20 protein-coding genes, 1 pseudogene and 1 riboswitch are annotated in these 18,050 nt (G+C 74.3%); of the genes and pseudogenes, 8 read left to right on the top strand and 13 right to left on the bottom strand.

All coding sequences use genetic code 11. From position 1 onward, the window contains the following. Nucleotides 1-16 precede the first annotated feature (16 nt). The 4 genes from ACIOHG_RS19185 to ACIOHG_RS19170 all read right to left on the bottom strand — a co-directional run bounded on the left by ACIOHG_RS19185 (nucleotide 17) and on the right by ACIOHG_RS19170 (nucleotide 2,644). A complete protein-coding gene (locus ACIOHG_RS19185) occupies nucleotides 17-613 on the bottom strand; it encodes an SMI1/KNR4 family protein (protein WP_400951912.1) in 597 nt (198 codons plus the stop codon). A gap of 218 nt (nucleotides 614-831) precedes the next feature. Then, on the bottom strand, nucleotides 832-1,236 hold the full coding sequence (locus ACIOHG_RS19180; RefSeq protein ID WP_400951910.1) for a hypothetical protein: 405 nt from the start codon (nucleotides 1,234-1,236) through the stop codon (nucleotides 832-834). 132 nt (nucleotides 1,237-1,368) lie between these two features. Then, nucleotides 1,369-1,992: a hypothetical protein gene (locus tag ACIOHG_RS19175; protein WP_400951908.1), complete on the bottom strand. Its 624-nt coding sequence runs from the start codon at nucleotides 1,990-1,992 to the stop codon at nucleotides 1,369-1,371. 229 nt (nucleotides 1,993-2,221) lie between these two features. Next, on the bottom strand, nucleotides 2,222-2,644 hold the full coding sequence (locus ACIOHG_RS19170) for a hypothetical protein (protein ID WP_400951907.1): 423 nt from the start codon (nucleotides 2,642-2,644) through the stop codon (nucleotides 2,222-2,224). A gap of 382 nt (nucleotides 2,645-3,026) precedes the next feature. On the opposite strand from ACIOHG_RS19170, the gene ACIOHG_RS19165 reads away from it, so the two are divergent. Next, the gene (locus ACIOHG_RS19165) at nucleotides 3,027-3,419 is read left to right on the top strand and encodes a hypothetical protein (protein ID WP_400951905.1); all 393 of its coding nucleotides are present in this window, start codon (nucleotides 3,027-3,029) and stop codon (nucleotides 3,417-3,419) included. 19 nt (nucleotides 3,420-3,438) lie between these two features. Here the strand turns inward: ACIOHG_RS19165 and ACIOHG_RS19160 are convergent, their stop codons facing one another. Both ACIOHG_RS19160 and ACIOHG_RS19155 read right to left on the bottom strand, forming a co-directional pair. Then, complete coding sequence (locus ACIOHG_RS19160) at nucleotides 3,439-3,633, bottom strand: hypothetical protein (RefSeq protein WP_400951903.1); 195 nt, start codon at nucleotides 3,631-3,633, stop codon at nucleotides 3,439-3,441. Nucleotides 3,634-4,022: 389 nt separating this feature from the next. Further along, nucleotides 4,023-5,114, bottom strand: a complete 1,092-nt coding sequence (locus ACIOHG_RS19155; protein ID WP_400951900.1) for a phosphatase PAP2 family protein — start codon at nucleotides 5,112-5,114, stop codon at nucleotides 4,023-4,025. A 184-nt stretch (nucleotides 5,115-5,298) separates the two neighbouring features. On the opposite strand from ACIOHG_RS19155, the pseudogene ACIOHG_RS19150 reads away from it, so the two are divergent. After that, nucleotides 5,299-5,889: pseudogene (locus ACIOHG_RS19150) on the top strand (SDR family oxidoreductase); the annotation flags it as partial. 141 nt (nucleotides 5,890-6,030) lie between these two features. Here the strand turns inward: ACIOHG_RS19150 and ACIOHG_RS19145 are convergent. From ACIOHG_RS19145 to ACIOHG_RS19135, 3 genes are all read right to left on the bottom strand, one after another. Next, nucleotides 6,031-6,645 (bottom strand): MBL fold metallo-hydrolase, encoded by a 615-nt coding sequence (locus ACIOHG_RS19145; protein WP_400951897.1) that lies wholly within the window; start codon nucleotides 6,643-6,645, stop codon nucleotides 6,031-6,033. Nucleotides 6,646-6,711: 66 nt separating this feature from the next. Further along, a complete protein-coding gene (locus ACIOHG_RS19140) occupies nucleotides 6,712-7,821 on the bottom strand; it encodes a nucleotidyl transferase AbiEii/AbiGii toxin family protein (protein WP_400951896.1) in 1,110 nt (369 codons plus the stop codon). A gap of 136 nt (nucleotides 7,822-7,957) precedes the next feature. Next, nucleotides 7,958-8,791 (bottom strand): bifunctional 5,10-methylenetetrahydrofolate dehydrogenase/5,10-methenyltetrahydrofolate cyclohydrolase, encoded by an 834-nt coding sequence (locus ACIOHG_RS19135; protein ID WP_400952206.1) that lies wholly within the window; start codon nucleotides 8,789-8,791, stop codon nucleotides 7,958-7,960. A gap of 124 nt (nucleotides 8,792-8,915) precedes the next feature. After that, nucleotides 8,916-9,002: riboswitch (ZMP/ZTP riboswitch) on the bottom strand. Between the two features lie 115 nt (nucleotides 9,003-9,117). Here ACIOHG_RS19135 and ACIOHG_RS19130 point away from each other — a divergent pair. The 3 genes from ACIOHG_RS19130 to ACIOHG_RS19120 all read left to right on the top strand — a co-directional run bounded on the left by ACIOHG_RS19130 (nucleotide 9,118) and on the right by ACIOHG_RS19120 (nucleotide 11,559). Then, complete coding sequence (locus ACIOHG_RS19130) at nucleotides 9,118-9,657, top strand: hypothetical protein (RefSeq protein WP_400951894.1); 540 nt, start codon at nucleotides 9,118-9,120, stop codon at nucleotides 9,655-9,657. Between the two features lie 48 nt (nucleotides 9,658-9,705). Further along, complete coding sequence (locus ACIOHG_RS19125; protein WP_400951893.1) at nucleotides 9,706-10,698, top strand: GlxA family transcriptional regulator; 993 nt, start codon at nucleotides 9,706-9,708, stop codon at nucleotides 10,696-10,698. Nucleotides 10,699-10,797: 99 nt separating this feature from the next. Beyond that, the gene (locus tag ACIOHG_RS19120; RefSeq protein WP_400951891.1) at nucleotides 10,798-11,559 is read left to right on the top strand and encodes an MBL fold metallo-hydrolase; all 762 of its coding nucleotides are present in this window, start codon (nucleotides 10,798-10,800) and stop codon (nucleotides 11,557-11,559) included. A gap of 96 nt (nucleotides 11,560-11,655) precedes the next feature. On the opposite strand, the gene ACIOHG_RS19115 is transcribed toward ACIOHG_RS19120, so the two are convergent. After that, on the bottom strand, nucleotides 11,656-11,931 hold the full coding sequence (locus ACIOHG_RS19115; RefSeq protein WP_400951889.1) for a hypothetical protein: 276 nt from the start codon (nucleotides 11,929-11,931) through the stop codon (nucleotides 11,656-11,658). Between the two features lie 412 nt (nucleotides 11,932-12,343). Here ACIOHG_RS19115 and ACIOHG_RS19110 point away from each other — a divergent pair, with 412 nt between their 5' ends. Together ACIOHG_RS19110 and ACIOHG_RS19105 are read left to right on the top strand one after the other, a co-directional pair. Beyond that, entirely contained in the window at nucleotides 12,344-13,414 is a 1,071-nt protein-coding gene (locus tag ACIOHG_RS19110; protein WP_400951886.1) for a peptidoglycan-binding protein, read from the top strand. Nucleotides 13,415-13,661: 247 nt separating this feature from the next. Further along, nucleotides 13,662-14,669, top strand: coding sequence for an FG-GAP repeat domain-containing protein (locus tag ACIOHG_RS19105; RefSeq protein ID WP_400951885.1), 1,008 nt, complete (start codon nucleotides 13,662-13,664; stop codon nucleotides 14,667-14,669). Nucleotides 14,670-14,703: 34 nt separating this feature from the next. On the opposite strand, the gene ACIOHG_RS19100 is transcribed toward ACIOHG_RS19105, so the two are convergent. The 3 genes from ACIOHG_RS19100 to ACIOHG_RS19090 all read right to left on the bottom strand — a co-directional run bounded on the left by ACIOHG_RS19100 (nucleotide 14,704) and on the right by ACIOHG_RS19090 (nucleotide 17,300). Beyond that, nucleotides 14,704-15,603 carry a Gfo/Idh/MocA family protein gene (locus ACIOHG_RS19100; RefSeq protein ID WP_400952203.1) on the bottom strand — a complete coding sequence of 300 codons (900 nt, stop codon included), beginning with the start codon at nucleotides 15,601-15,603 and terminating at the stop codon, nucleotides 14,704-14,706. Between the two features lie 211 nt (nucleotides 15,604-15,814). After that, entirely contained in the window at nucleotides 15,815-16,807 is a 993-nt protein-coding gene (locus tag ACIOHG_RS19095) for a phosphatidylinositol-specific phospholipase C (protein WP_400951883.1), read from the bottom strand. A gap of 100 nt (nucleotides 16,808-16,907) precedes the next feature. After that, the gene (locus ACIOHG_RS19090; RefSeq protein WP_400951881.1) at nucleotides 16,908-17,300 is read right to left on the bottom strand and encodes a type II toxin-antitoxin system death-on-curing family toxin; all 393 of its coding nucleotides are present in this window, start codon (nucleotides 17,298-17,300) and stop codon (nucleotides 16,908-16,910) included. A 248-nt stretch (nucleotides 17,301-17,548) separates the two neighbouring features. Here ACIOHG_RS19090 and ACIOHG_RS19085 point away from each other — a divergent pair, with 248 nt between their 5' ends. Beyond that, the gene (locus ACIOHG_RS19085; RefSeq protein WP_400951879.1) at nucleotides 17,549-17,890 is read left to right on the top strand and encodes a S26 family signal peptidase; all 342 of its coding nucleotides are present in this window, start codon (nucleotides 17,549-17,551) and stop codon (nucleotides 17,888-17,890) included. The last annotated feature ends 160 nt before the right edge of the window (nucleotides 17,891-18,050 follow it).

Here is an 18,050-nt window from a genome sequence, read left to right as displayed (position 1 = left end):
GTGGGCCCGGCCGCCGTCACCCCCAACCGGGCGGCAGCAGGCTCCAGGAGTCGCGACCCAGCCACTGGCCGAAGGTGACGGGCTCCGCGCCGCCCGAGTGGTCGAGGGACAGCGGGAGGATCAGCTCGCAGGTGGCCCGGCCGTCCCACCACATGGTGCCGGCCAGCGGGCCGGTGATCGCCAGCAGGGTGCTGAAGCCGCAGCCGTGCTCCTGGACGACGATCGCGCCCGCCGTCTTCCGGTCCTCGAAATCGTCGCACTCCTCCAGCCAGTCGCCACGGGCCCGTTCGTAGGACTGCTCGTCGGGGAAGTCCGCCGGCTCGGGGCAACGCCCCTCCAGTACGCCCTCGGCCGCGACGTAGGAGTCGGGGTGGGGGAAGGGCAGCGCCAGCAGCCCGCGCCGCACCGGATCGTCCCCGGCCCAGCGCCAGCCCTGCCCCGTCCGTTCGAGTCGGGTGACAGCCAGGCCCGCGCTCACGGTCAGCAGGTAGGTGCGGTACTCCGTCGGGAAGGATACCCCGAACTGCCGCTCGGCCTCGGCGACTTCGGCCTCGGTGAGCGGCGGCGGCAGGGAGGGGCCGCGGGTGTACCCGTCCCAATCGTCGGCGTCCACTCAGGCACCACCGTCCGGGTGCGCGGTGCGGCCGAGACGGCGGCGGGGCTCCGACGGGCGGGCAGCCGTTCGCCGTCGCGCTGCTCCTCGGCGTCGCTTGTGGGCCGCCTCCGGTCCGTCGACCGTCCGGAATTGCCTTTCCCCGCCCATGTTTCCACCTCTCCGTCGTCGGGCCGTCAGTCTGCCGCAGGCGGAACATCGCCGTCGGGGATTTTTGATCACGCTCCGAAGCGCAGGGCGGCGTGTTCGAGTTCGGCGAGGTACCGGGGCAGGTCGAAGCGGACTTCCTCGACGAGGTGGCCGTCGGCGTCCGGGTAGGCCAGGTCGCTCCAGGTCACCGTCCGGCTGCGGAGGCGGAGTTGGAACCGTACTTCGGCGGCGGCGTCCGCGACGGTCACCCGGACGGTTCGGGGCCGGTCGGCCGGGTGGAGCGGGCCGCCCGGGCGCAGCAGTTCGGCGGGCGGGGCGCCGAGGGCAGTGGCGTTGGTGCGGGTGATCAGGTCGAGTCCGTCGACGAAGAGGTAGCTGTGCAGGGCAGTACAGGCCGGCGGTCCCGGGCAGGCGCCGAGCAGCAGCGTGCTGGCGGTTCCGGGCGTCGTGCGGTCGGCGGTGGCGGCGCGCACCGCGCGCGGAGGTCTACGCGGCACGGCGCCGCTGCGGGGTTCCCATGGTGGGGACGTTAGTGCCGAACGGGTGCCGCGAGCAGCCGATTTGTTCGGCCACGGCCACTGGTCTGCCGATGGCTGTCCCGCTGTCTACTCGCGGTTGCCGGGTGGCTGGTTCCCGGTGGACGTGGTGGTCGGGCGCAAGTACTGGGAGACGCCGCGGGCGAGTGGGATGCCCGTGTCGGTGGCGAATGCGTGGGCCGCACGGCCGATCCGCATGCCGGAGATCCGATGGCCGGCCGCGGTCTCGACCGGGGCCGGCCGGGTTGCTGCCCGGAGAGCCCGCCAGACGGTGCGCGTCTGTTCGGTCAGGAGCCGGTGCATCTCGGGCCCGACCTCGGGTTCGAACCAGCGCACCGCGAGGCGGCCGGCGTCGAAGACTTCCCCGTTGCGGTTCTGCCTGCGTCGCGAGCACAGCAGTTGGACCACTGCGCTCGGCCGACCCGGTCCGGTGGCGGATCCGGTCAGGTCCTGGACGCCCGCCGGGGCGGCCGCTCCCGCCGGCAGGGCCAGCAGAGCCTGGACGCCACCGCACCGCAGGGCATCCTGGACCGAAGGATGCACATGCACCTGGTGCAGGCCCAACGGGCCCGGTTGGCTGCAAAGCCACCCGGCGCCGGGCAGGAGTTCGGCGATCCGCTGCCCGACCGAGGCTTCGTCTTCCGGCAGCAGCCAGCAGTCCGTCGTCTTCGTACGGGAGCCCGGGTGTGCCATGGGGGACAGCATGACAGCAGGTGCCGACAGAGCTGCCCGGCAGCACGGTGGGGCCCGGAGGAGCGAGGAGCGTCCACCGCCGGTGGGACGGGTCAGCCCGTGGCCGGAGGTCGTCGCCGGCGGCGGCCGTCCGGGCACCGGTCTCGTGCTCCTGCGGCGGGCTCACCGGGTGGCCGACCGGGTACGGCCGCGAGCAGGAGCAGGTCGGCGCCCGCTCACGGGGCAGTCCTCAGACGGTCCAGCAGTACAGGGACTCGCCGTTGTGGTGGGCGGTCGTGGCCAGGGCGGCCAGCTCGGTGAGGATCTCGGTGGCGGTCTCCGGGGCGAGGGCGGGGGCCTCCGCCGTCCAGGTTCCGACAGTCTCGTCCAGTTGGGCCGGGGTGGCGGTGGCCAGGGCGGTGGTCAGGCGCGGGGAGAGGGCGAGGACCAGGCAGCCGCTGTTGTCGGGGGCGGTGAGCCAGCGTGGCTCGTCGGCCTCGATCAGTGCTTCGACGGTATCGCCCGTCAGTGCGCTCTCCCACTCCAGGATCGCGCCCTCGGCGTCGAAGTTGCCGAAGCGGCAGGAGGGGAGGGCCCGGCCGGGGCCGGTCGGGGCGGTGAGTGCGGCGGAGGTGTCGTCCGGGGACGCGAAGAACTCCACGATCACGCTCACTGCCGTTGTCCTCTCCGCCGGTCGTGGGCCTCGGCCGCGACTCCTGGTCGACGTCCGGACAGTGTGCCACCGGCGACGGACGACGGAGGGAGGAGGAGGGTGGACGGCGGGTGCGGGGCGATGGTGCGAGGTGGCGGGGTGGCCGGGGGGCGAAGTGGGGCGGGCCGGTGGGTGGGATTGGCGGTTGGGCAGGCCGATCGGGAGTTCCCGTTCGAGTTGCTGTTGGCGGTGGGTGAGCTGTCGGCGCTGGAGGGGGCCTGTCCGGTGAGCTGACGGGCCGTTGGCTCCGAAGGTCGGTCGGGGTGGTGACGGGGCGTCGGGCGGGCACCCCGGTCGGTGGATTGTCGGTGCGGTGCGGGATGCTCCACGCATGCTTCACGCGATGACCGAGCGCGGACTGTCGATGCGCGATCCGGGGCCGGTGGCCCTCGGCCTGATGGTGGCCAACCTGCAGCGCGGGGACTCCTTCCTGATCGTGGAGCGGTTCGGGCCGGACGAACCGGCGGGCGACTGGTACGTGCAGGTCCGGTTGGCGGAGAACGGGGTCTTCGAGGTGGAGTACCGGGACGGGGTCCCGGCGGAGCACTACCGGACGCTGACGGTGTCGGCGGAGCGGGCGACGGCCGCCGTGGTGGGCTGGGCCACCGGGGAGCCGGCCTGGCGGGCGGGGTTCCGGTGGACCTCGATCGGCCACTGGTTCGCCGAGGCCGGGGAGTCGCACACCGCAGCCGCGGAACCCGCCGCTGCGCCCGTCGGGGAGGGGACGGTCCGGTAGCGCGGCGCGGCGTCCGGGTTCAGAGCAGCCAGAGGCCGAGGCCGGCGACCAGGATGCCGGCGGCGATCAGCAGCGGGCCGAGCAGGTGGTCGCGGGGCCGGTCGGCGCCGGGGCGGATCCGGATGGTCGAGGCCAGGCCGACGCCGGAGAGCACGACGCCCAGCGGAGTCAGGAGCGCCCAGAGGGCGGGTGCGGCGAGGTGACCGGAGATCATCGGGCCGTCGGCAGGACGGCGGCCAGGGGACGCCCGCCGGGCGTGGACGGTGCGTGGGGTGCGGCCATGGTGGGTCCTCCTGCTGGGCTCCGCACGACGCTACCCGGGCACGGAACAAGACTCCGCCACGGATTGGCAAAGCCTTCACCGCAGCCCGCCGCCGAGGGCCGTGGGAACCGGTACTGACGGACCGTCAGCTTCACTCGGGCGGCCCACCAGCGCGAACGTCCCCCTGGCGGATTCCCAGCGAATGTCCAGGGCGCTCCCAGTGATCGCTCACCGCACCCGCCCGCTGCACCCGCCCACCGCACCCGCTCGCCGCAGGCGGAAGGGCCCCGACCCGGCGGTGCCGGACCGGGGCCCTCGGGCCAGTGGACGGGTGGCCTCGCTCAGCCCAACCGAGCGGTGGCGGGCCGCTCGGCGGCCGGGACGGCCGGGGCCACCGGGACGGCCGGGGCCACCGGAGCGAGCGCGTCCGCCGGGGTGGAGCCGGCGGTGTCGGCGGAACCGGCACCGGCGGCAGCCGTCCGCTTCGCGGTGCGGTGTACCGTCCAACGGGCCGCCAGCCGGTTCACCAGGGTGACCACCGCCCAGGCGTAGGCCCAGCCGACCAGGATGTCGATGATGAAGTGCTCGGCGCCGTAGACCAGAGTGAAGGCCATCGCCAGGGGGTACGCGGCGAGCAGGATGCGCAGGGCCCGGCCAGCCTTCGGCCAGAAGGCCAGGGCGATCATCATCGGGTAGGCGGCGTGCAGCGAGGGCATCGCGGCCACGTCGTTCGCGAACCTGCTGCCGTTCTCGAAGATGGTGCCGGCCCGGTGCAGTCCGCTGTTGTCGAGGACGGTGGCGACGACCCGGTTGACGGCCGGCAGGTGGCCCTCCAGGGCGGCCAGCCACGGCGGGTCGGCGGGGTAGAGGACGTAGGTGACGAAGCCGATGAAGGTGATCGTCAGGTAGGAGGAAAGGAAACGGCGGAACCGGGCGTGGTCGCGCTTCCACAGCACCGCGAGGATCACGAAGACGACGAAGAAGTGCGACATGTAGACGGTGACGGCGGCGTAGTCGTACCACTGCGGATCGCCGGGGTGGTAGAGCCAGTGCTGCAGGCGCACCGTCCAGGTCTGGCCGAAGCCGAGCACCTCGTCGAAGGCGATCTGCGGGGCGTAGTGCGGCCGCCAGGGGGTGTGCGCCCCGTAGCCGCGGAGCGCCGAGTAGACCCAGACCACGGCCATCACCGGGACCCAGTCGCGCAGGACGCGCAGCCAGCCCTTGCGGCCGCCGCTGTGCACGGACGCCGCGACCAGCGCGGCGATCAGCCAGAGGAAGACCACGTCGTTCGCGTAGGGCAGGCCGTAGACCGCCAGGTAGCGCCAGAACGCCAGGGCGAACAGCGGCCAGGCGAGGTGGCGTGGTTTGAGCCGGGCCAGCGCGTGGTGCGCCAGGGAGCGTGACCGGGCTGCCGAGGGGGACGAGTCGATCATGCGACCCGAAGCTAGCAAGGACGTCTTGGAGATTCCTCCGCCGCGCGGCGGGGTTCCCAGCGAGTTCCCAGGCGTCTTGGGGCACTGGTCGTTCGAGCGCCGACCACCGGACGGGAGCCCGCACAGCAGGAGCAGCAGCAGGACCAGCAGCAGGACGGACCGCAGGCCCGGGGAGGGATGCCCTACCTCGGAGCGGGAGTGGGCCGGGGTGGTGGCGTACGCGCAGGCCGAGTTCGGCGCGGTGCGCGGGCTGGTCAACAACGCGGGCATCTCCGCCGGCAGCTTGCTGGTGGCGGAGTCGGTGGAGCGCTTCCGCAAGGTGCCCGACGTCAACCTGGCGGGCGTGTTCATCGGCATGAAGGCCGTCGTCCCGGCGCTGCGGGCGGCGGGCGACGGGCGACGGCTCGGTGGTGAACGTCTCCTCGGCGGCCGGGCTGATGGGCCTGGCGCTGACGGCCGGGTACGGCGCCTCGAAGTGGGGCGTGCGCGGCCTGACCAAGATCGGCGCGGTGGAGCTGAGCGCGGACCGGATACGGGTCAACTCGGTGCACCCGGGCATGACGTACACCCCCATGACGGCATCCACCGGCATCCGGCGGGGTGAGGGCAACTACCCCCCAACACGCCGATGGGCCGGGTGGGCGAGGCGCCGGAGATCGCGGCCGCCGCGGTCTTCCTGCTCTCCGGCACCGCGTCCTACGTCACCGGTGCGGAGCTGGCGGTGGACGGCGGCTGGACCGCCGGGCCCACCGTCCGCTACGTGATGGGCCAGTGATGGTCCGTCAGGGATCGCCGGGGCATCGGTCGGCCCGTCCGGGTCAGCCGGTCCGTCCGGGTCAGCCGGTCCGTCCGAGTCAACTGGTCCGTCCGAGCCAACTGGTCGGGCAGGGGTGGCCGGTCAGTCAGGGGGCGCCGGTCAGTCCAGGTCGGCGGAGGCGCCGAGGGCGATCCGGGCGTAGCGGGTGCTCTGTTCGCCGCCGAGCCAGCCGTCGAAGTTCGCCATGCCGATCTCGCTGAGGTTGGCGTCGTGGATCGGGAAGGTGCGCTCCGGGCGGACGGCGCGCACCATCTCGATCGCCGCGCGCAGCGCCAGCCAGGGCCCGGAGGCGGGTAGCAGCAGGGCGCGGACGTCCTCGTCCGGGACGTCCAGGGCGTCGCCCGGGTGGTAGACGCCCTCGACCAGGTAGCCGAGGTTCGCGCAGTTCGGGTGGTTGTCGATGGTCACGGCGTGCCGCCCGCCGACCGCGCGGACCTCGAACCCGCCCGCCGTGAAGCGCTCCCCCACCTCGACCGGTCGGCCGCCGATCTCGGCCGCCAGCGCCGGGTGGGTGTACACCTCCAGCTCCGGTCGGGCGGCGCGGGCCGCGGCCAGCAGCTCCTCGTCGACGTGGTCGGCGTGCTCGTGCGTGATCAGCACGGCGCGGACGCCGTGGAACGCCGCGGGGTCGGTCCAGCACCCCGGGTCGATCAGCAGGGAGCGGTCGCCGTCCTCGATCCGGACGCAGGCATGGGCGTACTTCGTCAGGCGCATCCGACCAACGTACCGACCGGTCGGGGCGCGGCGCCTCCGGTTTTCCGGCCCCCTACTGACGGCCCGTCAGCTGATGTCCGTCGACTGATCCGTCGGCTGATTCGCCAGTTGATCCGTCAGCGGGGCGAGCGCGGTGCGCAGGCGGGCGGCCCACGCCTCGGCGGGGCCGTGCAGCACCGGGTGGCCGGGGTGCGCGGCGAGCAGGTCGGCCCAGTCGGCGGGGACCTCGGGGAGGAGGACGGTGGCGAGGGTGCCCGGGTGGCCGGGTTCGCGGGCGATCACGCGGCGCAGCAGGGCCGGGTCGAGGGTGTGGGCGCAGCGTTCGGCGAGCAGGACGGCGTCGTACAGGTCCTTGGCGCGGGCGCGTTCGGCGTCGGTGTGCAGCCAGAGCAGCTTCCAGGCGAGCGCGAGTTCGGGGCTCGGGGTGCGGACCACCGTGGCACCGGTGCCGTCGCCGCGCGGGACGGCTGTCCGGACGGGCGGCGCGGGCATCCGTTCGTCGCGGGCGAAGTCGACCCTGACGGTGCCCTCCGTGACGATGCTCTCCGTAACGGTGCCCTCCGTGACAGTGCCCTCCGGGTCGGTACTCTCAGCGCCGATGTCCTCGGTGAGCCAACGGACTTCGACGCCGACGCCGGGCACGTTCTCGTCGTCGTACGTCCAGGTGCCGCTCTCCCGGACGGAGGCCGGGTCGAGCAGCAGGCCCGGGGCGACCTGCGGGTTCCGTTCGACCAGTTCGCGCAGCATCTCGTCCGGGCCGGTGGACTCGGGTTCGGCCTCCGGTACCCAGTGCAGGCCCTCGGGCGGGAGGTGGGCGCGCAGGCCGCCGGCGTCGAACTCCTCGAACTCCCACATCTGGTGGGCCCCGGCCCCGTCGGCGGCTTCCGGCCACTGCTGGACGGCGGACAGGTCGGGCAGGTACGGGTACGGGTCGAGGGGGTCGATCGGGACCAGGGTGGACGGCGGGACCAGGAAGTCCAGGTCGGCGGGCTCGCGCGCGGCCGGGCCGAGCCAGGCGGGCAGCACCATGCTGCCGCGCAGCACCAGTGCTTCGGACCAGGGCGAGGCGGCGAGCAGCGCGAGCAGGTGGTCGAGCACGGCGCGCCGGGCCCGCCGGGCGTCCCAGGGCTGCCCGGCGGGTCGGTCCTGCCGCCGCCGTCGTCGCGGGTCGCTCATCGGGCTCGGCCCGCCTCTCTGCTCCGTCGCGGGTGGTGCGGCGGGAGCCTAACCGGCCCGGCCGACAGTGCGGGCGCGGTGCGGTGCGACGCGGTGTGCTGCGACGCGGCAGGTCGGCCGGGCCGGTGAACGGCCGTCAGGCGGTGGCGAGTTGGCGGGTGGCGGCCTCGACCGTCTGGGCGAGCAGGACGGCGATGGTCATCGGGCCGACGCCGCCCGGGACGGGGGTGATCAGCGAGGCCCGGGTGCGGGCCGACTCGAAGTCGACGTCGCCGACGTTGCCCTCGTTGTAGCCCGCGTCGATCACCACGGCGCCGGGCTTGATGTCCTCGCCGGTGAGGAACCGGGCCCGGCCGACCGCCGCCACCAGGACGTCCGCCTCGCGGACGATCGCGCGCAGGTCGCGGGTCCGGGAGTGGCAGTACGTCACGGTGGCGTCCCGGCCGAGCAGCAGCATCCCGGCGGGCTTGCCGAGGATCGCGCTGCGGCCGACCACCACCGCGTGCTTGCCGCGCAGGTCCACCTGGTACTCGTCCAGCAGTCGGAGGATGCCGCCGGGCGTGCAGGAGGCGAAGCCCGGCAGGCCGAAGCCCATCGCGGCGAAGGAGTGCATGGTGACGCCGTCCACGTCCTTCGCCGGGGCGATCGCCTCGAACGCCGCCCGCTCGTCGATGTGCGGCCCGACCGGGTGCTGCAGCAGGATGCCGTGCACCGCCGGGTCGGCCGACAACTCCCCTACCCTGTCGACGAGTTCGGCCGTGCTGACGCCCGCGGGCAGCGCCAGGTGCCGGGGCTCGATCCCGGCCTTCGCGCACCGCGCCCGCTTCATCCGGACGTACGTCACCGACGCCGGGTCCTCGCCCACGAGCACGGTGGCCAGGCACGGGGCGACGCCCGTCCGCTCCCGGAGCGCGGCCGCGGCCGCCGCCGTCCGTTCGGTGATCCGGCGGGCCGGGCCGGTGCCGTCCATCAACCTCGCCTGCTGCGGGGCGAGTTGGTCCTTCGGGTGGGAAGTGCCGGAAGTTTCGGAGGTGTCGGTGGTGTCAGGGGTGTCAGGGGTGTGCGGCATGGGCTCGGCGCTCCCGGGCTCGTGGCGGGTTCGCCCAGGCGCGCGGCAGTGACGAGGTGTCGGGCCGCTCCCCGGTGGTACTCCACCCTGTGCGCCAGTCACGGCCTGCCGCCCACCCTACCCGTCCCCGCCGGCCCCGGCCCCGTTGGCCCCGGCCGCCCGCCCCGGGCATACTCGCCGAACGGCCGTCCCCTCCCCGGCCGGTGCGTCGACAAGGAGCCTTTCACGTGCGGGACTTGACCGAGAACGAGGCGCGCGGGCTGCTGCTGCGCCACCTCACCGAGACCCTGCGGGCGCTGCCGGCCGGGACGGCACTGGTCCACCGGCACCCCGGGCTGCCGACGGCGGTCTTCGGCAACGAGCGGGTCGTGCCGTCCGACGACGTCCTGTACGAGCCGGGCGAGCGCGACGACACCGCGTACCTGCGCGCCGCCTACTGGGTGCTCGGGGTCGAGCCCTTCGACTCTGCCGAGGCCGCCGAGGCCGCTGCCGGGGCCGCCGGGCCCGATCCGCTGCTGGAAGCGGTGCTGGCCGCCTGGCGGCGGTCGGGCTGGCGGACCCGGCTCGCCGACCACCACCCGCGGGTGGCGAGCGGTGAAGCCCCCGACGGTTTCGGCGTCTCCGTGCGCCGCAGCCTCCAGGGCCACTTGAGCGTGTTCGGCTCCTCCCCCGTCTTCCGGGCCCGTCCCGCCGACCCCCCGTTCGAGCCGCTGCCGGACCGGATCGACCACCCGGGCCGGCACTCCCCGCTGGATGGCCCGATCTGACAGATCCTGGTCGTTGCGGCCGTCCCGGCCGGGCGGAAGGATCGGGGCATGCCCGCACCGCACCACGTCGTGATCGCCGCCTTCCCCGGGATCGAGCTGCTGGACGTCACCGGACCGGCCGAGTTGTTCTCGGTCGCCTCCCGGGTGGCCGGCGCCGACCGCCCCGGCTACCGGGTGCGGATCGCCACGGCCGACGGCGGCCCGGTGGCCAGCTCAGGCGGGGTCCGGCTGCTGGCCGACCTGGCCTTCGCCGAGGTGGCTCCCGCCGGGCCGGCCGACCCGGTGGACACCCTGCTGGTGGCGGGCGCGATCGAACTCGCCGACGGCGGCCGGGTGGAGCCGGTGGTCGACCGTCCGCTGGTCGACTGGCTGCGCACGGTGTCGCCCCGGACCCGGCGGATCGGTTCGGTCTGCGCCGGGGCGCACCTGCTGGCCGCCGCCGGGCTGCTGGACGGCCGCCCCGCCACCACCCACTGGCTGACCGCCGACCGGCTGGCGGCCGACCACCCCGGCGTCCGGGTCGACCCCGACCCGATCTTCGTCCGGGACGGTTCGGTGTGGACCTGCGCGGGCGTCACCTCGGGGATGGACATGGCGCTCGCCATGGTCGCCGAGAACCACGGCCCCGAACTCGCCCTGGCCACCGCCCGGATGATGGTGATGTACGTCAAACGCCCCGGCGGGCAGAGCCAGTTCAGCGTGCCGCTGTCCGTCCCGGCCGACGTGGACGACCCGATCGACGAGGTGCGCCGCTGGATCGCCGACCACCTCACCGCGGAACTCTCGCTGGACGTCCTGGCCGCCCGCACCCATCTGAGCGCCCGGCACTTCACCCGGCTGTTCCGGCAGCGCACCGGCACCACCCCCGCCGCCTACGTGGAGGCGGCCCGACTGGAGGCCGCCCGGCGGCTGCTGGCGGACGGCTCCCGCAGCCTGCCGGAGGTCGCCGCCGCCAGCGGCCTCGGCTCCGTGGAGACGCTGCACCGCGTCTTCCGGCGACGGCTGGGCACCACGCCCGCCGAGTACCGCCGCCGTTTCTGACTGATCGTCACTTTCCTTTCCCTGCAAGGCTGTTCGCGTTCGTGCAGCGGCCGTACTCCGGCGTGCCCGCACGCCCCCGTCACCTCCCGGAGGAGAACCGTGTCCCGTACCGCCGCGTCCCGTACGAAGGTCGTCCCGATCCCCGTCCTGGGCCGCCACCACATCAACGCCTACCTGCTGCTCGGCCGCCGCCCCGTGCTGGTGGACGCCGGGACGCCCGGCAGCGGCCGGCGGATCCACGACGGGATCGCCGCGCACGGCGTGGACCCCGCCGACCTGGCGCTGATCGTCCTCACCCACGGCCACCTCGACCACTTCGGCTCGGCCGCCGAACTGCACCGGCTCACCGGCGCCCCGCTGGCCGGGCACGCCGCCGACCTCGGGCCGTACCGCTCGGGCCGGGTCCGCGAGCCCTACCTGCCGACCGGCCCGATGGGACGGCTGATGGCCCGCAACCGGAAGCTGCACGTCGCGGCCGAGCCGTGCGAGCCGGAGCTGGTGGTGCGCGGCGAGACGAACCTGGACGAGTTCGGGCTGGCCGCCCGCATCATGCCGACGCCGGGCCACACCGCCGGTTCGATCTCGGTCCTCACCGAGGACGGCGCCCTGGTCGCCGGCGACCTGATCGCCAACTCCTTCATGGGCCTGCTCCCCGGCCGCCCCGCCGCCCCGCCCTTCCACGACGATCCCCGCCGCAACCTCACCAGCCTCCGCGCCATGCTCGCCCTCTCCCCCACCACCCTCTACGTCGGCCACGGCACCCCCCTCCCCGCCTCCCGGGCCCGCACCTGGGCCGACCGGGAACACCGCCGCCTCACCCGCCGCACAGCCGCCGGACGCCTCCCCGCCCGCACCGACTGACCGGCCCCGGCCGCACAGCGGACTTCTGGACCGACCCGTCACTCGGGACGCCCCGGTGGGGGAACGCCCGGTCGGGAGAGCTGTGCCCGGCACCGGTCACCGGACGAACAACAAGTAGACAGCGCCTCCCAGCAGCCCGATGCCGACGACGAGGGAGACGGCTCCGTAACTGCTCACCGCGGCCGCCGAGACGGTGGTGCGGAAGGTGGGCGACGGAATGTTCTTGCGCTGCTCGGCGAAAAAGGCTGCCACCCGGTCCGAGGCGACGAGGAGCACAGTCCCGCACATCGAGAACCACGCCCCGCAGAGGAGGAGCAGGAACTTCGCCGCCGTCGGCGGTCCTGACGGCGCGGCCGTGATGAAGTGCTGCACGAAAACCTTCCGCCCTTCCGTCCGAGCACGCGTCCACACGGTCCCGCGCCCCTGCCTCGGCTCCGTAGGTTCCCGCTCGAACAGATGCTCTGTCAAGGAACATCCGGGCACGCCCGGCTCTCCACCGACTGGAGGCTTCGACGCTGGTAGTAGCGGGTATGGACGGTCTGTCGGCCGTTCCCGGGTCGGGCGTCGCGGCCCCGGCGGGGGCGCTCCGCCGCTGACGGCCGGCTCTCCCTCCCGCACCGTTCCTCCCTCTACGTCCCCGTTCCGGCGGTGCCCGTCCGCGCCTGCCGTTCTTCGCCCGTTCTTCCGTGGCCCGCCGCTGCCGTGACCGGTGGGGCTGCCGTATCTCCCTTGCGTCGCCCGGCCTTTCGGGGTCCGGGCTGTTCAGCGCGCCCTGGAGGACCCCATGCGCAATGAATTCGTGGCTCTGCTGCTCGGTCAGGTCGGTCAGCACGAGGGACGCGACCCCGACGGCAGCTGGAACAACCACCAGCGCTACAGCACCGAGACCCCCGGCCTGGAGTGGTCCGACGGCCAGCCCTGGTGCGCCACCTTCGAGTCCTGGGGCGCGCACCAGGTCGGCATGGACGGACTCTGGCCGATCACCGCCTCCTGCCTCTACGCCGTCAACTGGTGGAAGCAGCAAGGCCGTTGGACCGAATATCCGGTGCTCGGCGGCCCGTTCTACCTCGGCCCCGACGGCGGCACCCACACCGGCGTGGTGGTCGCCTACGACGCCGACACCATCACCACCGTCGAGGGCAACACCAACCTCGACGGCTCCCCGCAGGGCGACGGCGTCTACCGCCGCACCCGCAACCGCCGCGGCCCCGGCTCCCCGTACGGCTACGGCGTCCCCGCCTACCCCGAGGGCACCGTCTCCGCCGACCCGGCGCTGGGTGGCACGCCGTCCGCCGCGGTGTCCGCGCCGAGCGGCCAACAGGCTCCGGGTCCGGACGCCTTCCCGGGGGCGGACGCGTTCGGGCCGGGCCGGTCGAACGCGTACGTCACCCGGCTCGGCCGGATGCTGGTCGGGCGCGGGGGCGGCCGGTTCTACCGGGTGGGCCCGGGGCCGGAGTGGGGCGAGGCGGACCGGGCGGCGACCGCCGCGTTCCAGCGGGCGCAGGGCTGGACGGGCGGCGACGCGGACGGTCTCCCGGGGCCGCGCACCTGGGAGTTGCTGGTCACCGGCGGGGGCAGCGACATCCCGCCGGCCGTACCGGCCGCGCCCGCCGGGCCGCCGCCGTTCCCCGGCCGGGACAAGTTCGGGCCGGGGCAGGTCAACGACTTCGTGCTGCAACTGGGGCGGCAGCTGGTCCGGAAGGGCTTCGGGGGCGCCTACCGGGTCGGCCCGAGCCGCAGTTGGGGCGAGGCCGACCGCCGCAACGTCGCCGCCTTCCAGCGTTCACGCCCGGAGCTGGCCGGTGCCGCCGACGGCTACCCGGGCCCGCTCACCTGGGAGTTGCTGTTCTCCTGAGCCCGTGGGAGCGGCGGGGACCACCGGGGGCGTGAGGTGCTCCGTTCCGGGGAGGCGGGGGTGTCGGTGCCGGGGGTTCGTCGGCGAACGGGTGAGCATGGGCGGGACGGAAGTGGTGCGGAGCGGAGGTCGGCGGATGCGGCGGAGCGGGTGGCTGGCGGGGTTGGTGGCGGTGGGGGTCGCGGTCGGGGGTGCGGGCGGGGCCTGGGCCGAGGGGCGGGTGTTCCGGGCGAAGGCGGACTATCCGGTGGGACGTGATCCGCGGGCGGTCGCGGTGGGGCGGTTCGCCGGGGACGGGCCGCCGAGCGTGGTGGTGGCGAACACGGGCGACGGGACGGTCTCGCTGCTGGCCGGGTACGGGGACGGCCGCCTCGCGCCGCAGCGGGTGTTCGGGGTGGGCCCGGGCCCGAGCGCGCTCGTGGTGGGGGACGTGAACGGCGACGGCCGGGCGGACGTGCTGACGGCCGATCAGGACGGCGCGGCCGTCTCGCTGCTGCTCGGGCGGGGCCGCAACGACTTCGAGCCGGAGCGCCGGATCCCGGTCGGGGCGTACCCCGACGCGGTGGCGCTGGGCGACTTCGACGGGGACGGGCGGCCTGACCTGGTGGTGGCCGGTCTCGGCGAGCAGGCGGTGGAGCTGCTGCACGGCTGCCCGGACGGCGGGTTCGACGCCCCGGTGCGCTACCCGACCGGGGAGAACTCGAACCCGGCCTCGCTGGCGGCGGTCGACCTGGACGGCGACGGTCGTCTCGACCTGGCGGTGGCGCTGGACGGCGTGAGCGAGGTCGCGGTGTTCCCCGGTCGCGGCGACGGCACGCTCGGCGCCCCGGCCCGCTACCGGACCTCGGGCGTCCCGGTCTCGCTGGCGGTCGGCGACTTCGACGGCGACCGGCACCCGGACCTGGCGGTGGTGGACGACAGCACGGCCGTTCGGGTGCTGCTGAACCGCGGCGACGGCACCTTCGGCCCGCAGCGCGAGGTCCTGGCGGGCGAGGACCCGCACGCGCTGGTGGCCGGTGCGTTCACCCGCCCGGGCCGGACCGACCTGGCGGTGGCGACGGGCGGCAACACGGCGGCGCTGCTGCGCGGCAACGGCGACGGGACGTTCCGCGCCCCGGACGCCTACCGCGTCGGCCGAGGTCAGTACTCGACGCCGAACGGCATCGCGGCGGGCGACCTCACCGGCCGCCACCGCCTCGACCTGGTGGTGGCGGCCGCGCAGGACGACACCGTCTCGGTGCTGCTGCACCGCTGACAGAGCGTCGACCGACCTCCGGTGCTCCGGCGGGTCAGGCCGCCTCGGCCTCGATCCGCCGGACGATCAGCTCGCACAGCTCGTGGGTGCGCAGCGCGTCGGTGGCGTCGAGGGTCTTGCCGGCCCGGAGCGCGTCGAGGAAGTGCAGCACGACCTGTTCGATGCCGCGCTGGCGGGCGACCGGCACCCAGTCGCCGCGCCGCCGGACGGTCGGCTGGCCCTTGTGGTCGATCACCTCGGCCAGGTTGTGCACCTCGCGCTTGGCGTCGGCGCCGGAGACCTCCAGGACCTCCTCGGTGGAGCCGGAGACCCGGTTCATGATGCCGAGCGCGGTGAAGCCCCGCCCGGCCAGGGTGAGCACCACGTGCTCGACCAGGCCGTCGCGGGTGCGGGAGCGGACGTCGACGTGCTCGATCTCGCCGGGGACCAGGAAGCGCAGGCTGTCGACGACGTGGATGAAGTCGTCGTAGACCAGGGTGCGGGCGGCCTCGGGCAGGCCCTCGCGGTGCTTCTGCAGGACGATCAGGTCGCGCGGGCGCTCGGCGGCGAGCAGGTAGCCGGGCGCGTGGCGGCGGTTGAAGCCGACCAGCAGCGAGCGTCCGGTGTGCGCGGCGAGGTCGACCAGGCGGCGGGCGCCGTCGAGGTCGTAGGCGAGCGGCTTGTCCACGTAGACGTCGACGCCGCTGGTGAGCAGCTTCTCGACGATCGGCACGTGCTGGTCGGTGGCGGCGTGCACGAACGCGGCCCGGATGCCGGAGTCGATCAGCTCGTCGAGGTCGGTGGTGCGGAACGGGAGCCGGTGGGCGTCACCGATCCGGTCGAGCTTGGCCCGGTCACGGGTCATCAGGCGCAGGTCGATGCCGGGCTGCGCGGTGAGGACCGGGAGGTAGGCCTTCTGCGCGATGTCGCCGAGTCCGACGACGCCGATCGGGATCGTGGTGCGGTCTTCTGACGCGTGGTCACTCATCGGGCACTCCTGCGGACGTCGGTGGCGGTCCTCGCTGACCATCCGGCAGCATATGCCAGCCCGGCCGTTGAGCTGTTCGAACACCCCGGCCCGGCCGGTTCGCGCCGCCCGGCCCCGTCGGGGAGGACGGGGCCCGTGGACCGGGCGGCCGGGCGACTCGGTTGCGACGGTGCCCGGATCAGGCGGTGAAGTTCTGGTCGATCAGCAGCTGCAGGACGTTGACGTGGAAGTCGGGGAAGTCCATCGGGACGATGCCGTAGCGGCCGGGGCGCCCGGCGTGGGCGGTGAGGTACGGGTAGATCGACTGGTCCATCAGGGTCTGTTCGGCGCTCTTGGGCCAGTAACCGCCCGCGTAGCTGAGGAAGTTGACGTACATCTGCGGGGAGGAGGGGTCCGCGACGGCGGCGTCGAACTGCTGGGTGATCGCGCGGCCCTTGGCCGGGAGCGGGAAGAGCTGGTCGATCTGCCAGAGGTCCTGGGTGCGGAAGTAGGCGTTGCTGCCGCTGGACCACTGGATGACGCCCCAGTCGTTGGCGAAGTCGGCGACCAGGACGATCCGGCCGCGGGCGGTGCCGAGGGTGGGCCAGCCGGAGAGGTGGAACAGCGGGCGGTAGCCGAGGTCGTCGAGGTAGTGGTTGACCCGGCGGCGGAACTCGGCGGCGTCGAGCGCCTGGCCGCCCGCGTTCTCGTTGCGCAGCCGCATCACGATCGTCTCGCCCCGGTGGGCCGCCAGGAACGCCCGGCACTGGTCGAGGACGTCCTGCAGCCGGACGTACTGGTAGGCGTCCGAGTGGTAGATCCCCAGGTCGTCGGCGGTGCCCTGGAGTCCGTTGCAGCGGATGTCCAGGAAGCGCACGCCCTGGGTGAGTTGCTCGGGGACGCCCCAGTTCTGGGTGTGCGACCACTCGGTGCCGTGGGCGGGGTCGGTGCAGCACGAGTCGTGGGTGCCCGGAACGGTCAGGCCGAGCAGCGACCGGCCGGCGTCGAGCCGCCCCATCCAGTCGGCGGTGGGCACCCCGCCCGGGGTGGCACCGGCGAGGGACGCGCCGCGAACGGCCGTGCCGCGAACGGCCGTTGCGGCGCGGGCGGCGCCCGGGAGGGCGAGTCCGCCGAGCGCGCCGGCCAGGGTGGCGGCGGCTCCGGTGAGCAGTGTGCGGCGTGCCACGGTCATGGGTGGGCTCCCCCGGTCGGCCGGGGCTCCCCGGCGCGAATGTTGTCCGGTTCATGCCCGGATTGCCCGGCGGCCAAGCACCCGCCCGTGGGGCACCAGGTCACTCCTCGCCGAGCATCCGGCGGAAGTCGGTGACCGCGGTTTCGAACTGCCCCGCGTAGCCGCCCTGGGCCAGGCGCAGGACGAACTCCACCGCCGCGTCCGGGTGCGGGTCGGTGTAGGGCTGCCCGTTGTAGTCCAGGAAGAGCAGCATCGACTCGAAGGCGGTGCGCTTGTTCCGGTCCGTCAGGGGGTGGTTGCGGGCCAGGGACTCGCCGAGGGCGACCGCCTTGGACCAGGTGTCCGGGTAGGCGTCCGCGCCGAAGGCGGTGGCCTGCGGACGGCCCAGGGCGGAGTGCAGCAGCGAGGGCTCGCGGAGCACGGCGGCCTCCCCCATCAGGAAGAGCACGTCCTCCGCGTCGAGGTGGTCGGTGAACGGCTGACGGGTGTTCACAGGTCGGCCAGCCTCTCCAGCGTCTCGGCGTTCGCCGCGCGGATCCGCGCCACCAGGGCGGCCCGGCGGGCGGCGCGGGCGAGTGCCTGCCGCTCCTGGTCCTGCTGCTCCATGGCGCGGCTCCCCTCCCGGCTCGATCGGATCCGCAAAGTAGCAGGCGGGGCGGGTCGCAGTCGATCGAATAAGCCCCGGTGGGCGGGCCGGGAAACCGGTGGCGGGCGGGGCCGGACGGCTGGGACGCTCGTCCGATGGGAGCGATGGACGCGGTGGCGGCCCGGGTGGCCGCGGGGGCGACGGTGGAGTTCCGGCCGACGGGGTCCTCGATGGTCCCGCTGATCCGCAGCCGGCAGCTGGTGACGGTCGCCCCGGTCGATCCGGCGGGGCTCGCGGTGGGTGACATCGTGCTGGCCCGGGTCGCGGGCACGGTGTACCTGCACCTGGTCTCGGCGCTGGAGCCCGCCCGCCGCCGGGTGCAGATCAGCAACAACCGGGGCCGGGTCAACGGCTGGACGGGCCACGACCGGGTCTTCGGCATCTGCACGGCGGTCGACGGCGTGCCGCGCCCGGGCGCGGCGGCGAAGGTCCGCTGAGGCCCCGTCGGGCCCCGCCGCGACTGGAAACGACACAGCAAACCGGAACACAACGCCGCAGGCGCAACGCCGCAGGCGCAACGCCGCAGGCGCAACGCCGCAGGCGCAACGCCGCAGGCGCAACGCCGCAGGCGCAACGCCGCAGGCGCAACGCCGCAGG

It is taken from the genome of Kitasatospora sp. NPDC088134 (genome assembly GCF_044741705.1).
In the GTDB taxonomy this organism is placed as follows: domain Bacteria; phylum Actinomycetota; class Actinomycetes; order Streptomycetales; family Streptomycetaceae; genus Kitasatospora.
The sequence above is the reverse complement of the archived record's forward strand: the minus strand, read 5'-3'. Positions and strand labels throughout refer to the sequence as shown.

Excerpts from the sequence above, each read along its gene's own strand:
- ACIOHG_RS19175 (WP_400951908.1), bottom strand. The coding sequence starts at position 1,992 with ATGGCACACCCGGGCTCCCGTACGAAGACGACGGACTGCTGGCTGCTG.
- ACIOHG_RS19165 (WP_400951905.1), top strand. The coding sequence starts at position 3,027 with ATGACCGAGCGCGGACTGTCGATGCGCGATCCGGGGCCGGTGGCCCTC.
- ACIOHG_RS19160 (WP_400951903.1), bottom strand. The coding sequence starts at position 3,633 with ATGATCTCCGGTCACCTCGCCGCACCCGCCCTCTGGGCGCTCCTGACT.
- ACIOHG_RS19155 (WP_400951900.1), bottom strand. The coding sequence starts at position 5,114 with ATGATCGACTCGTCCCCCTCGGCAGCCCGGTCACGCTCCCTGGCGCAC.
- ACIOHG_RS19145 (WP_400951897.1), bottom strand. The coding sequence starts at position 6,645 with ATGCGCCTGACGAAGTACGCCCATGCCTGCGTCCGGATCGAGGACGGC.
- ACIOHG_RS19140 (WP_400951896.1), bottom strand. The coding sequence starts at position 7,821 with ATGAGCGACCCGCGACGACGGCGGCGGCAGGACCGACCCGCCGGGCAG.
- ACIOHG_RS19135 (WP_400952206.1), bottom strand. The coding sequence starts at position 8,791 with ATGGACGGCACCGGCCCGGCCCGCCGGATCACCGAACGGACGGCGGCG.
- ACIOHG_RS19125 (WP_400951893.1), top strand. The coding sequence starts at position 9,706 with ATGCCCGCACCGCACCACGTCGTGATCGCCGCCTTCCCCGGGATCGAG.
- ACIOHG_RS19110 (WP_400951886.1), top strand. The coding sequence starts at position 12,344 with ATGCGCAATGAATTCGTGGCTCTGCTGCTCGGTCAGGTCGGTCAGCAC.
- ACIOHG_RS19095 (WP_400951883.1), bottom strand. The coding sequence starts at position 16,807 with ATGACCGTGGCACGCCGCACACTGCTCACCGGAGCCGCCGCCACCCTG.
- ACIOHG_RS19085 (WP_400951879.1), top strand. The coding sequence starts at position 17,549 with ATGGGAGCGATGGACGCGGTGGCGGCCCGGGTGGCCGCGGGGGCGACG.